This is a genomic window from Chryseobacterium sp. FG46 (genome assembly GCF_057809135.1).
The window spans coordinates 1-14,760 of the sequence record NZ_JBMDJJ010000050.1; the positions used below are offsets into that span (position 1 = coordinate 1).

13 protein-coding genes are annotated in these 14,760 nt (G+C 34.3%); all 13 read right to left on the minus strand.

Annotation, left to right across the window (positions count from 1 at the left end):
- Window positions 1-179 precede the first annotated feature (179 nt).
- Window positions 180-860, minus strand: a complete 681-nt coding sequence (locus ACODR7_RS20845) for a hypothetical protein (protein ID WP_488842127.1) — start codon at window positions 858-860, stop codon at window positions 180-182.
- A gap of 11 nt (window positions 861-871) precedes the next feature.
- Window positions 872-1,768, minus strand: coding sequence for a dTDP-4-dehydrorhamnose reductase (rfbD, locus tag ACODR7_RS20850; protein ID WP_488842129.1), 897 nt, complete (start codon window positions 1,766-1,768; stop codon window positions 872-874).
- Window positions 1,769-1,777: 9 nt separating this feature from the next.
- Window positions 1,778-2,263 (minus strand): acyl-CoA thioesterase, encoded by a 486-nt coding sequence (locus tag ACODR7_RS20855; protein WP_488842131.1) that lies wholly within the window; start codon window positions 2,261-2,263, stop codon window positions 1,778-1,780.
- A 70-nt stretch (window positions 2,264-2,333) separates the two neighbouring features.
- Window positions 2,334-2,837 carry an OmpH/Skp family outer membrane protein gene (locus ACODR7_RS20860; RefSeq protein WP_076595514.1) on the minus strand — a complete coding sequence of 168 codons (504 nt, stop codon included), beginning with the start codon at window positions 2,835-2,837 and terminating at the stop codon, window positions 2,334-2,336.
- A 65-nt stretch (window positions 2,838-2,902) separates the two neighbouring features.
- The gene (locus ACODR7_RS20865) at window positions 2,903-3,457 is read right to left on the minus strand and encodes an OmpH/Skp family outer membrane protein (RefSeq protein ID WP_076595529.1); all 555 of its coding nucleotides are present in this window, start codon (window positions 3,455-3,457) and stop codon (window positions 2,903-2,905) included.
- 8 nt (window positions 3,458-3,465) lie between these two features.
- On the minus strand, window positions 3,466-6,000 hold the full coding sequence (gene bamA, locus ACODR7_RS20870; RefSeq protein ID WP_488842133.1) for an outer membrane protein assembly factor BamA: 2,535 nt from the start codon (window positions 5,998-6,000) through the stop codon (window positions 3,466-3,468).
- A gap of 28 nt (window positions 6,001-6,028) precedes the next feature.
- On the minus strand, window positions 6,029-6,778 hold the full coding sequence (gene uppS, locus ACODR7_RS20875; protein WP_076595513.1) for an undecaprenyl pyrophosphate synthase: 750 nt from the start codon (window positions 6,776-6,778) through the stop codon (window positions 6,029-6,031).
- A gap of 1 nt (window position 6,779) precedes the next feature.
- On the minus strand, window positions 6,780-7,670 hold the full coding sequence (locus ACODR7_RS20880; protein WP_076595512.1) for a DUF6089 family protein: 891 nt from the start codon (window positions 7,668-7,670) through the stop codon (window positions 6,780-6,782).
- A 212-nt stretch (window positions 7,671-7,882) separates the two neighbouring features.
- Window positions 7,883-10,387 carry an exopolysaccharide transport family protein gene (locus ACODR7_RS20885; protein ID WP_488842136.1) on the minus strand — a complete coding sequence of 835 codons (2,505 nt, stop codon included), beginning with the start codon at window positions 10,385-10,387 and terminating at the stop codon, window positions 7,883-7,885.
- A gap of 2 nt (window positions 10,388-10,389) precedes the next feature.
- The gene (locus tag ACODR7_RS20890; RefSeq protein ID WP_488842138.1) at window positions 10,390-11,259 is read right to left on the minus strand and encodes a polysaccharide biosynthesis/export family protein; all 870 of its coding nucleotides are present in this window, start codon (window positions 11,257-11,259) and stop codon (window positions 10,390-10,392) included.
- A gap of 36 nt (window positions 11,260-11,295) precedes the next feature.
- Complete coding sequence (locus tag ACODR7_RS20895) at window positions 11,296-12,414, minus strand: glycosyltransferase family 4 protein (RefSeq protein ID WP_488842140.1); 1,119 nt, start codon at window positions 12,412-12,414, stop codon at window positions 11,296-11,298.
- Between the two features lie 112 nt (window positions 12,415-12,526).
- Window positions 12,527-13,528 carry a glycosyltransferase family 2 protein gene (locus ACODR7_RS20900; RefSeq protein WP_488842141.1) on the minus strand — a complete coding sequence of 334 codons (1,002 nt, stop codon included), beginning with the start codon at window positions 13,526-13,528 and terminating at the stop codon, window positions 12,527-12,529.
- A gap of 3 nt (window positions 13,529-13,531) precedes the next feature.
- Entirely contained in the window at window positions 13,532-14,602 is a 1,071-nt protein-coding gene (locus ACODR7_RS20905; RefSeq protein ID WP_488842143.1) for a formimidoylglutamase, read from the minus strand.
- Between the last annotated feature and the right edge of the window lie 158 nt (window positions 14,603-14,760).

Below are 14,760 nucleotides of genomic sequence, written 5' to 3' on the forward strand. Positions count from 1 at the left end.
AGTGGGGCAAAGATAATAACTTCTTACAACGCAAAACAACTTTATTTAACATAAATTTTACCGTTTATTAATATTTAACCCTAAAGCTCTGGAACGCAGGGAGAAAAATTTTAAACAAAAATTCTCAAATCAGAATTTAGATAAAGCAAAATCAGCAATATGCTTATTATATCTCGTTTTTATAGTTTGCTTTCTGTATAGATAACGCTCAAAAATTCTGCATAGGACTTTTCCAGACCGATAATATCTCCTGATTTAAGGTTTAAGCCTCCTACCCCAGAGTTATCCGGTTTCACTTTTAAAGATGAAATCTGGAAGTAAACATTGTCATCATCAGCTTTTGGCTGAATTTTTACTGTAGAACCCAATAGTTTTCTGGTTGAAATTGTATAAACTTCTCCTGGAATAACTTTTAATTTTAAAAAAGATCTTGGAGCGACAGTGTAATCTTTACGGTTGATGCTTATTTTCTGTTCTTTTTCAGAGGAGGCAAATATATACATCTCACCCTGTTTAGCATTCAACTTTTCTTTGGGTGTATAATATAAGGCGATTTTATAATTGGCAGCATTAAATGCCTGAGGGGTTCCATCAACATTTTCGAAAGGTTTTAATTCAAATGTATTGGCACCAATCTCTTTTGCTTTTTTATATATCAAGGAAAATACGAGTGCATCATCTTTTGAAAAACCCTGTACTTCTACCTCTCCTAAATAGATAGCATCTGCAACAGAAGCTTCTTTCCTGAAGAAGAACTTATCTGAGTTGTCATTTGTTTTTTCAACTCTGGTCATATAAACATTCTGTGCATTCCACAGCTGGATACATAATACGGAAAAGAGTATTGCAATATTCTTCATATATAATAGTATTAGTGTGAAAGAATATCAACACATTCTTCAAGACTGTTTTCCCAATGTTTGGGTTCTATTTTGTAAACGTACTCTATTTTATCCAAAGACATGGTACTCCTTACAGGTCTTTTGGCAGGAGTTGGGTACTGTTCAGTAGTTAATGGATTTAATTTTATTGGTGATTTTGAAAATTCGGCGATTTTTTGGGCAAACTCAAACCAGTTTGTCTCCGGATAGTTTGAGAAATGGAAAATGCCATATGTTTTCTGTGGTGCTTCGATAATCTTCATAATAGCTTCTGCTAAATCGTTTGCATTGGTTGGTTGTCCAAACTGGTCCGCAACGATTCCCAACTCTTCTTTCTGAGAGAAAAGCGTCAACATTGTTTTCACAAAGTTCTTATTAAACTCAGAATACAGCCATGAAGTTCTCAGGATGATTGTTTTTGGATTGATTTCCAGAGCAAGCTCCTCTCCTTCTCTTTTTGATGCTCCATATACACCTATGGGATTGGTAAAATCGTCTTCAGAGTAGGGAAGATTTGTCGTACCATCAAAAACGTAATCTGTAGAAATATGGATCAGAACAGATTTAAAATCCGCGCATGCCTGAGCGAGGTGAGCTACTCCATCTGCATTAACAGCAAAGGCTTTTTCCTTTTCCTTTTCTGCCATATCAACTGCGGTGTATGCAGAGGCGTTAATGCAATAATCAGGTTTGTTATCATAAAAGAAATCATTCACCTGTTCTTGATTGGTAACATCTAAAATAGATGAATCTGTAAATAAGAATTCATATAGATGTTCAAAATCAGGGGCAATCTTTTTTATGCAGTTTCCTAATTGTCCGTTGCTACCTATTACTGCTATTTTTTTCATTTGTTTATTATTAATTTTTAAATTGGACCCTTCCATAAGATGGAATTAAGAGTTTTTGGCATTCTGAGATCTTAGGAACTTCACTCTTGACTGAAAGTCTTTTTGGATAAGATCCACATAAAATTTATCAAAGATCTCTTTGATATCTTCGGGATGAACTTCAGATTTTCTTGTTTTGACATTAAAATAAATAATAGTCACCCAAAGTACGGCATGAACCGTTTTCTCATCCAGACTTTTCATTAAAATTTCGACTTTTGCCGTTCTATCCTGTACATCGATGGTTTTACTGCTGATCACTACCTGTGTATTATATCTTACTTCTTTCAAATAGGCTATTTCATTTTGAATGGCAATCCAGGTACAGCCGGTTTGCTTGGTATATTCTTCATAGGTAAACCCATAAAACGTTTCTACATGATCTTCTCTGGCATTGAACATATACTCAAGATATTTTACATTATTCAAGTGTCCGATCGGATCACAATCACTAAACCTAACTTTGACGGTAGTTGATACTTCTTTTTCCATTCCGCAAAAATAAAAAAACCACCTCTAAAAGAGGTGGTTAGTTTTATAAATCTTTGTTAATTTGCTGAAATTATTGAATTCCTAATTCTTTCTTCACAGCTGCTGTTGCGTCTGGTCCTGCTTTATAAAGGAATGCTGTTGAGTTTGCATCCATAATATAATCATATCCGCTAGCTTTAGCAACTTTTTCTACTGCTTCATTTAGCTTTTTCTCAATAGGACCGAAAGCTACATCTTGCTTAGCCTGTAGATCTTTTTGAGCTTTTTCCTGCATTTGCTGGATTTCTTCAGCTAATTTTTTCATTTCTGCTTCTCTAGCGTTGTTTTCATCAGCTGTTTTCTTAGGAGCTTCAGTTTGGTATTGCTGATATTTAGTTTGAGCTGCGTCCGCTTTTTTCTTAATCTCAGCTTGTTTAGTATCTAAGAATGTTTTAAGATCAGCATCTGCTTTCTTTTTCTCCGGCATTGCGTTAAGAACTCCCATTACATCTAAAGTAGCAATTTTTTGAGCTTTTGCCATACCTACAGATACAACCATCATTACTGCTGCAAATAATACACTTAATTTTTTCATAACTGGTAAATAAATAATTTAATTTGTTTTTAGATTTTAAAATATAGCAAAAGTTAATTCCCTTATTATTTTTTGCCTTTACTATTTGTTTTTTCCTTCTTGTCTGTTCCTTTTAATAAAATAGACAATACTTTTTCGGTGTAATCATATTTTGACTGAAGGAAAATAACACTAATGTTATTGCTTTTATCAAGAACTATGCCCAAGCCATTTTTTTCGGACATTGTTTTGATGGCACCCCAAATCTGATCCTGAAAAGGCTGAACCAGGTTTGTTCTCAGTTTTGTAATTTCACCGTTAGCTCCAAAGCGCAAACTTGTTGTTGTTTTGATATTTTTATCAAGATCGGCAACTTCTTTTTCTCTAAGCTTAAGCTGGTCGCCTATTAATAAAACTTTTTCACTTTCAAAAGCAGCCTTTTTTCTTTCATATTCAGATTGAAGGCTTTGAAGTTCAGATTCCCAGGTATCGATCTGAGAATTTAATCTTGCTTCAGCTTCTTTGTACTGAGGTAATTTATTTAAAATTTCATTAGTATCCACTACTCCGATTTTCTGGGCATTGTTCAAGCCGAAAAGTAAGAGTAATGCGAATGTGAAAATTATTTTAAAGTGCTTCATCTTTGTAATTATAATGTTTGGTTCATCAAGAAGTGGTTTCTCCATCCGGACTTATCACCTGAAATTGTCTTATCAAGACCTAGTGCAAAGTCGAATCCGATCAATCCAAATGCTCCCATATAAACTCTTACACCAATTCCGACTGATCTTTTCAACTGGAATGGACTGTAAGAACTCCATGAATTCCATACGTTACCACCTTCAGCGAATGTCAAAGCGTAGATTTTTGCCGTCTGGCTCATTGAGATCGGGTATCTTAGTTCTAAAGTAAATCTGTTATAGATTGTACCTCCTCCTCTTTGAGTAATATCATCAGCCTGACCTCCTTCTGTACTGGCATTTTCATATCCTCTTAAAGGAATCAATTCTCTACCGTCATATCGACCTCCGAAAAGACCTGTACCTCCCATATAGAATCTTTCAAATGGCGGAGCACCCAACTGGTTGTTATATCCATCCATGAATCCCATTTCTGCAGAAGATCTCAAGACAAGTTTTCCTATGATCTCATTGTAAACATCTGCTTTGAATTTAATCTTATAGAATTCCATCCACTTATATTTGTCAATTGGTGACATTGTGGAGTAATCTTTCTTCTTAAACAATGAGTATGGAGGAGTCAGTTTTGCTGAAAGTTCAATATTGGATCCCATTGTTGGGAAAATAGGGTCAATACCTGCTGAGTTTCTGCTCAGTCCCAGGTTGATACTGAAGTTATTGGCAGTCCCATTATTTTCTGTGGTATCTCCAAACTGAAACGGATAGTTATTGAAGTCATACTTCTGGAACTGTAAACCAGTGTAAAGTGAGAAATAATCATCAGGCCAGTTTAAGAGTCTGTTTAATCCTACTGAAGCGGAGAAGATATTCAACTTCTGAGCGGCTCCGTACTGATCTGTATATCTTACTCTTGAGTTATTCAAACTTACAGAAAGGGCTGTTGGTCTTGTACCAAATAGCCAAGGTTCTGAGAATGATACTCCGTAATTCTGGAAATACTGTCCTGCCTGCACCTGAATAGAAAACGTTTGTCCGTCTCCCTGAGGTACCGGTTTGAAATCTTTAAACTTAAGGAAATTCTTTAACGAAAAGTTATTAAATGTTAATCCTAAAGTCCCGATAAAGCTGTTCCCACCGTAACCTGCCTGTAGCTGAACCTGAGAAGATCCTTTTTCTACAAGTTTCCAGTTGATATCTACGGTATTATCCACCTGATTTGGCTGAATATCCTGTCCGATTTGCTGAGGGTCAAAGAATGACATCCCTGCCAAATCGAAATAGGTTCTCTTAATTTCTGTTTTCTTGAATAGCTCTCCCGGTTTTGTTCTTAGTGCTCTAAGAATTACGTGGTCATGGGTTGTTGTATTTCCCTGCCATGTTACTTTATTCCAGGTAGCCTGTTCTCCTTCATTAATTCTTACTTCAAGGTTTACGGCATCACCAGACACTGATTTTTCAACAGGTGTTACATTAGAGAAAAGATATCCATTGTTCATGTAAACAGATTTGATATCTGAATCATCTTCTTTTCCTCCGTCTTCACCAACTTTTTTGTTGAAACCTACAGCATCATAAATATCACCTTTCTTATATCCTAATAATCTTTGTAAATATTCTGTAGAGTAAACTGTATTCCCCGTGAACGTAACATCCCCGATATAATATTTTTTACCTTCATTAAGTTTTACATTGATTTCGTAGTTATTTCTTTTGTTTCTCCATACAGAATCTGAAACAATTTTAGCGTCTCTGTATCCAAGGGAGTTGTAATAACTGATAAGACTCTGCTTATCTTCCTGATATTTATCTTCAATGAATTTTGAGGACTTCAATATTCCACCGATACCGAAACGTTTTTGTTTAGTTTCTTTGAAAGCTTTATTTCTAAGTTTTCTGTCGGTTACATTTTCATTTCCTTCAAATTCAATATGGTCGATTTTAATTCTTTTACCCTTATCGACATTGATGGTCCAGTCTACTAACGCAGGATCTCCTGCATTTACTTTATCCTGAATCGTTATCTTAGCATCAGCAAAACCTTTTTTGATGTAGTCTTTAGGGACATTGGTTTTAAGGCTTGAAACTAAGTTCTGAGTAATCTTAGTTCCTGGTTTAAGGTTGTTATCCTTTGCCAGTTTTTCACTTTTAGATTTACCGATTCCTTTTCCTGAAAATTTAACTTCTCCAAGTTCTTTCAGATCCTGCAGGTAAAATTTCAGAACGATCGTCTGTCCTTCAATGCTTTGAACATAAACTTCCACTTCAGAAAAAGATTGGGTATCCCAAAGTTTTTTTACAGCATTACTGATTTTCTGTCCGGGAATGTCTACACTTTCTCCTTTTGTAAGGCCGGTAAATCTCAAGATCTGAGCTGGTGTATATTTTTTTACCCCATCTACAACGATGTCTTTAAGTGTATAAGTTCCTGCCTCATTTTCTGCGTGTACAGCATTATTTACTTTTGTGCTGTCTTGTGGAGTTACTTGTCCATAAAAATGTGCAGAAGCAGCAAACATAATGATGGGTAATAGTCTAAACTTCATTTTATCGAGTCTTTCTTTTCTTAAAATTTTATTGGCCATTTACCTGTTCACCGGTTAAACCATATCTTCTTTCCTTGTTTTGATAATCAACAATACATTGGAAAAAAATATCTTTGGTGAAATCCGGCCACAGAACATTTAAAAACTGTAATTCTGCATAAGCAATCTGCCAAAGCAGGAAGTTGCTTATCCTTATTTCGCCGCTGGTTCTGATCAGTAAATCTACAGGAGGAAAATCTTTTGTATAAAGATAGTTTTCGAATAAACTTTCGTTTATGTTTTCTATCTCTACTTTTCCTTCTTTTACATCAGAACTTATATTTTTTACGGCTTCAAGTATTTCATTTTGTGAGCCATAGCTAATAGCCAATACAAGGTTTCCTTTTGTGTTTTCTTTTGTAAGCTCTACCACACGTTCCAACTGCTCTTTTACTAATACAGGCAGTTTCTCAAGATTCCCTATAACATGCATTCTCAATCCTTTGCTGAAGATTTCTTCTGCTTCCAGCAGCAAGGTCTCTACCAACAGATTCATAAGGGTATTCACTTCTTCACTTGGACGATTCCAGTTTTCCGAAGAGAATGTATACAATGTTAAATAGGGGATATTAATCTCATTACATGCATTAATGGCATTTCTTACTGCATTAATGGCATTTTTGTGACCGAAAGTTCTTTCTTCGCCACGAGATTTTGCCCATCTTCCATTGCCATCCATAATGATGGCTACGTGTTTTGGTAAATTCTCAGAATTTATTTTTTCTTTAATCAACGACATATTATTCACAATAACATGGAGGTCTTCCGAACGAATACGTAAGTCCTAAACTGAAAGTATTTATCCAGTCGTTGGATCTTCCATCTCCAATATTTCTCTTTTTAATAAACTCTGCTTCTCTTTCTTTAGAAACCGCATAATAATTTCCTGACTGTAATAATGAACCACCTGTTGCAGGGTCCAAAATATCAGCATTGAAAGAAGTTTTTACATCTTTGGAAAGGATCTTACTATGATCCAGCTGATCCGTTAATGTATATCTGAAAGTAGCTTCTGCAAATATAGCCCAGGTATGGTTGAATTTATACTTCAAACCAACCCCAAAAGGGATATGCATTGTTACTTTTTTTCCTAATGAATAATCTGTGGTGGTTGTAAAATCCAATTCATTGACCGGAGCCTGCGCCACACCGTCAGCATCCCTTCTGAAATCATTCACAAGAGTTGCTTTAGGAGCATCAAACATCAAAGCACCAATACCTCCGAAGATGTAAGGGCTAAGCATGCTGATCTGCTCGTTATTTACTGGGAAAAAGTTATATTCAAACATTAAACTCGCCTCATACACATTATTTTTTCCGTATGAGTTTCTATTTCTTCTATAATCTTCTTTTGCCGCCTTATCACTAAACTGAATCTGGTTATATCCTAAATCCAATCTAACGGTCTGATGCGGGTTAAAATTAAATCTGTATAATAAACCACCATAAAATGGGATGCCCCAATCTGACACTCTGCTTAAATCCAACGGCTTCTGTAAAATATAATTTGTCCTTCCTACATCTCCCACTAGGTTACTCATACCTAGACGAACTCCCAATTCGTTTCTTTGTGCTTTAACACTTACCACTCCAAGGAAGGCAAGGAAGCTAAACAATAATTTTTTATTCATAAAAGAATATGGATTTATGGTTATTTTAAAATTTAATTTTTGCAAATATAAAACATTTTTATATTAATGATAATCTTAATGTTTAGTTAAAAATAAACAAAAAAACATAATTTGTTATAAAGTAAACGGCAAAGTGGCAAAAATATTCTTTTTTCCATAGAATGAAAATACCTTACATATGAAAAACCCCCATTAAATGAGGGTTTAATGCTTTATTTTTTATTGAATAATACCTGTACTTTATTTCTGATCCTTATTAGTAATGGCTCTTTATAATTTTTATCTTCATCAAAATATCCGTAACCATAACCATATCCGTAACCATAACCGTAGCCGTAGCCATATCCTTGTTTGGTATTATAATCATTATAAACAAGTCCCAGATTATTAACTTCGTCATTATGATACTTTTCAGTAATCATTTTTAGCATATATTTTTCTGTATATTCATGTCGTACAACATAAATATTAGCATCAGAATGCTTCATGAGCTCATATGAGTCGGCTACAAGGCCTACAGGTGGAGAATCTATAATAATGAAATCATATTTTTCTTTAAGCTCCTCTATAAATCTGATATTTCTCTGGCTCATTAAAAGTTCAGATGGATTTGGCGGAATAGGCCCCGAAGTAGCAACATCAAGATTAGAGATCTTAGTTTTGTTAATAATCTGGTCAATACCTACTTCCCCTGTAAGATAATTTGATATACCATATTTATTATCAATCTTAAAGTCTCCAAATATTTTTGGCTTTCTAAGATCCATTCCTAATAAAATTGTTTTTTTATCACTTAATCCTATTACAGATGCCAAATTGATAGAAATATAAGTTTTTCCTTCTCCTCCAATGGAAGATGTAATCAAAATAACTTTTCCTTTCTCACTTTCATTATCCATTAAGAATCTCATACTGGCTCTTATTCCCCTGAAGGCCTCCGATACAGATGACTTTGGCTGCTCCAGAACAGTAAGCATATTTTCATTGCTGTTATTTCCTATTACTCCAAGAAGTGGAATTTTCGTAGCACCTAAAAGTTCTTTAATATTTCTGATTTTACTGTCTAATACTTCACCTACAAAGATAAAGAGTAATGGAAGCAGCAGTAATCCAGAGATAATAGCCATTTTCGCTAACTTCACATTCGGCCCGATAGGTCTTTGTCCCAGATTTTTAGCAGGGTCAATCACTGTAATATCAGATTGATTGGTAGCCATTCTCATCTTTGTATCACTCTGTCTTCCCAAAAGACTATTATAAGTGGCCTCAATCATATTATATCCTCTCTCTGCATCTAAATATCTCCTTTCTTTTTCAGGGTAAGAAGCTAAATCTGAGTTGGCTCCTGAAATATCACGATCAATTTTACTGATCTCATCATAATATCTGCTATAGTATCCTCTTAAACTGTTTGATGATCCCATCCTTGCTTCATCAATAAGCCTGTTTATTTCTCTCATTGGCTCTGATGACGGCTTGTAAATAGTAGCCATTTCTGCTTTTTTAGTATATAAAGCTTTCAGTTCAGAAACCGTTGCTGAGAATACTCCATCTTCAAAACCTGCAGCATTGGTTCCAATCATTTTATCAAAATTCTGAGACTGCAGGGTATTTTTTATATTGTTAAGTGAGTTGATTTTGCTTATGATATCTGCTTTTTTAGCCTCCAGTTCTTTTATTTTTTCAAGAGATTTTTCATCTCTGTCTTTAATATTATAAAGTTTTTCCGAGGTTTTTAAATAATTCAGCACATTAGCACTTGAATCAAGCTTTTTACGGATATTATCCAGATTTTCTTTTAAAAAAATGTCTGTGTTCTTATTAACTATATTTTTATCAGCCAATCTCTTTTTTTGTAATTCTGCAACAGATTTATTAAGGAAATTAACTGTACTATTAAGATTATATCCTGTTTTGGTAATAATCATGATAGATCTTATTTCTTTATCAAAGTCTACACCTGTAGTAGAAACAATTTCATTCACACTCTCATTTATGGAGTTCAAGTTTACAATGATATTATCCAACTTTATCTTAGAAGGAACAGGATTTCTAACCAGTCTGAATCTCAGGTTAGGAGAATTGTACCATTCATTGATTTTAATGATTTTATCAGCAGGTCTGCTATATGCGCTGATACTCTGGAAACCTTCAACTTCATAATTATATAAGTTTGTAGATTCTCCTTCCTCGGGTAAAATCACCTGATATGCTCCATCTCCTTTGGGTATCAGAGTAATAGGATAATTAATCTGTTGAAGATGTTTTTTATCAATCTGAAGAAAGACAGGTGAATCATCTTTATCCAGGTAAGTAGATTTTATCAGTCCTTTGGTAGAATAATTGACAAAAAGGTCCAGTTCTTTTACCAAAAATTCGTTATGTGATCTGGATAAAAGCATTTTTTTCAGATAAAGCCCATCCTGATTTCCGGTATCTCCCCAAATGAAGTTGATAGATTGATTAGCCTGTGTTGGTAAAAACTCAGACCCTTTACTGGAAGTACTTAATGACAAGTCTGATGCATAAATATTTTGTGCATAGTAATGAGTGTGTCCCCATGCAAGCGCATAGCCGATAAAAAACATGAATACAAACCAGTACCAGTTCTTAAGAATCCTTCTTAAAAAGTGCTCTAAATCAAATAATGCAAATGACCCATACTTTTCTTTCTGAGAATTATTTTTCTCTGCAGCGGTTACTCTTTCTGGAATCATGACTAAAGATTTTTAAGAAGTAAATAAATAGACAATGCTGTAGTAATTACTGAAACTCCTGTTGTTAAAGTCTGAATAGGATCTTTTCCGAATCCATTCAAACTTTTTGCTCTTGTATTCAGATAGATTTCATCACCATTCTGAACATAATAAAAAGGTGAGTTCATAATATCTTCACGGGTAAGATCTATTTTTGCAATTTTAATCCCTTCAGGAAGCTTTCTGTGGATCACGATTTCTTTTCTGTCAATAGTTCGGTTTAATCCACCATTAATAGCTAATGCTTCAGTAATGGTAAGTGTATTTTTATGGGCTACCTTTTCTCCTGAAATACCTGTAGTTTCCACGTCTCCAAGAATATAGTACGTAATACCGTCTGTGTTCAGTCTTACTTCAGATTTCCCTTCCAGGAAATTTCCATTTACTTTCTCCTGTATTTCTTTAGTAATATCAGCAAGTGTTCTTCCTTCAGCTTTTATATATCCTATTCCGAAAACATTAATATCACCATTAGCATCAACTTTTAAACCGTTGAAATAAAAAGTCCTGTTTCCTCCACGGTTACCTGTAGAACTGGTAACAGCCCCTCCTGTTGTTACTGCAGGATTGCTGGTGTTTCCTTCACTTACCCCACCGGAAGTGTTGTAAGATGAATAGAATTGTGCAGCATCTCCTTTGGGAGTTGTTACAATGTTAAGATTAAGGATATCATTTTTGGTAATCCTGTATACAGGAATGTTGTAGGGAATCAGACCTTCCTCATTAATTACGAGACTCTCACTTGGCTGCAAATACCTTACATCTTTTGTGGTAATACACGAGGTGAGTAAAAAAGGGAATATTAAAAATAAATATTTAAAATTTTTCATCATATATATAATATTATTTACAAAAGTAATATTTAATTGTTAATTTTTGTTATTTCTTAACCGATATAGCAAATCTGGCAAATAAGCCCCCAAAAAACCTATTGAAATAATCACCAATAATAAAAGATTGACGTTAATATGTCTTAAATAATAAGCTACTCCTACAATCATCAGATAGTAAAGGATAATATAAAAAGTAGATCTCCTATGGGTAAGGTTTAATTTCAGCAATTTATGATGAATATGGTTTTTATCGGCATCAAATGGAGATTTTTTATTATAAAGCCTGATCATAATTACATTTAAAGTATCTACAATCGGAAGAATCAGAATGGCTACTGCTACTACAGGAGCAGACTGAAGGTGATATCTAGGTACATCTATCAGTTTTTTATCTATAAAAATATCTATAAAACAAATAGATGTAAAAGCTAATAAAAAGCCAAGGAGCATAGAGCCTGTATCTCCCATAAATATTTTGCGGGTACGGTAGTTTGATAAATTATAATACAAAAATGCCAGTACAGTTCCGATAATAACAACAGATAATATCACCAGCGGATAGTTATACTCTCCCAAACGGTAATAGCTTATTCCAAACAGAGCGCTGCAGATCACAGAATAACCGCCTGCCAGCCCATCTATCCCGTCAATCAGATTGAACGCATTAATCAGAATAATAAACGTTACGATACTGAATATCACACTTACAAAGTACTCCAGCTCGTATACTCCAAAGATTCCGAATAAGCTTCTGATTCTGATATCAGAACCAATAACAATCAGGGAAGACACAACAATTTGTGCAACGAGTTTTTTGTAAGCCCTCATTACTACAATATCATCCATTACGCCTACATAGAGAAGGATAATTAATGAGGCAAATAAAAATTTGTAAAGATCAAATAATTCATAGGCAAAAATAGAGGCACAGATTCCTATTGAATAAAAGATGGCAATTCCACCAAGATTGGGAATTTCTCTAAGGTGCGAGCTTCTTATTCCAGGCTCATCCATCAGATTCTTTCTTCGTGAAATCTTGACGATGGTAGGAATAGAGAAAAATGTAATTAAAAACGAGAACACGAAACCTAGTCCTATTTTTATGTAGAAAATAGGTATTCCCGATCCGCTTAAGAACAATTCAAAATTTTTCATTCTTTTTTTATTCAGCACTTGTATGTATCTCCTAAATAAAAAATCACAATGCAGACTTAACTTCATTATCATCTTCTATTGACCGAAACAATAGTACTTACATTTGTGTTTACTAAATCAATTTTCTTATCAACCTTTTCTGTCCTGCAAAAAACAACAGATAAAAAATCTTTTTCTTCAAAGGCAAAGATAAAAGATAATTCTTACCAAAACGACTATACTTCAATATATCTTGAATTTTTATTTGTCTTTCCTTCATAAAAAGAACTAATTGATCCGACATACTATAAAATATTTCTTCTTTTTTCACAAAGGCCAGATAGGCCAAAAATGAGTAAACCCCTTCAAAAATCTGAAAATTTTTCAACTCTTCTTTTTTATGGGAATAGGGGGATTTACTAAATATTTGTTCCACATCACACACTGCTTTTAATATATCAAGCCCTTTTTCTGTGTGGGATTTTGTAATAGAATCAGTACGTTCGAGGTACTGATAGTGGAAATTCTGAGTCTGCGCAATGGTTTCACATTCCAGCAAAAGCTGCGGAACAAGCTGAATATCTTCAAAATGAACTCCTTTTTTAAATCTTTTTTGATTAAAAAGTTCTTTTTTGAACAACTTATTGCATGCAAAGTAGCTGATATCAGAAAAAACTGAGAAATTGTTTTCAAGGGGTATTTTCTCAGGCATATCAGGCAGCTGTGTCAGTTTTTGGATAATCTTTCCGTTCTCATCCACTTTCTGGATATTGCAGATCACCATTTTTGTCTGATGTTTTTCTGCTAAGAGAAGCATTTCCTCAAACATGGTCTCAGTAACATAGTCATCACTGTCTACAAAACCAATATAATCACCTGTAGATTTATCAATACCAAAGTTTCGGGCATCACTCAAGCCTCCGTTTTCTTTGGTAAAAGCTTTTATTTTTTCCGGATATTTTTGTGCAAATTCTTTAATTATTTGTTCAGAGTTATCCTTGCTTCCATCGTTCACAACAAGAACTTCAATATTTTGAAGGCTCTGATTCACCAGGGAGTCAAGGCATTTTGTCAAATAATTTTCGACATTATAAACGGGAACAATAATAGATACTCTTGAGGGAACATGTGTCATATATTAAATTTTCGTCAGTCTTGCATTCAGCCAGCCTTTTTTAGCTTCATCAAAATCCTTTCTGGAGCAGGGAATACAGTTTTCTATATTTTCATCATCGCCAAAATACCACAAATTACTGAAAGTATCACGCCTGAATGCATATTGTCTGTCATCTATCAAAACATAAAACATCTCATAATGCCTTTCTTTAGGATGGGAATGCTGGATATTGATTCCTTCGATCAGGTACCAAAGCATCTGTGCTAAAAGCTGATGATTCAGCTGGTTATCAGAATAAATATTATAATTAAAAATCCCTACAGATTTAAGGTTTTCACTCAATCCGATTTCCTTCATATAGGCACAGATTTCTCTTCTGTTCAAACCATTTACCTGTGGATTCATTGAAAAAGGTTCGCTAAAGCTTTCAATAGCATCACAATTTACAGTCACCAGATCTGCTTTTCTGAAGAAAGGCTCTGTTTTTTCTGTGGAATTCATCATTTCAGCCAATCGGATAATATCAAACTCTACTTCTTTGATGAGTCTTACAGAATCCATTTCATTCAAATGTTTCTGGTAACCCAGATGATGATAGTTTTTAATAGAAAAATTCTTGGCTCCGAAAATTTTACTTAAAAAAGTATGCTCATTGATCGTTTCTCCTTGCTGAAGAGAGATAATATTACTGATCTGGGTATAATTGAGGCTTTTCTTATGGAAATTCAATGCTGAAAATAATGAAAAAGCAAAATCATTGGATCCGCCAATAATTACTGGAATGGCTCTTTTATAATGACATGCTGACAGTACTTCCTGTAAGATATAATGGGTATCCTGAACAGATTTCCCGGACACCAGATCTCCGAGGTCTACAACAGGAATTTCGAAGTCCATCTGCGAAAGCTTATAAAATTCTTTTCTTACTGCCGTGAAGTCCTGTACTTCCGCATCTCCGCCTGCCCCTCTATAATCTGACACAAATAAAAGAACAATACTGTCTTCCCTGATATCTTTTGTAATCCGATTTCCTATCTGCCAGCTTTCTGCTTTGAAATTTCTTGGTGAAATGATAAAGTCTTCGAAATCCATATTTTAATTTAAAATGTAATAATTGATTAATTGCTTGATGTAACAAACATACAAAAAACACAGGAACTGAGTAAGACGTGTATACTTTTGTTCACAAAAAAAGGGATCAAGCGCAAAAGTTGGGGGCTAAGCAAAAAGTTTGGATAATCTGAATAGAA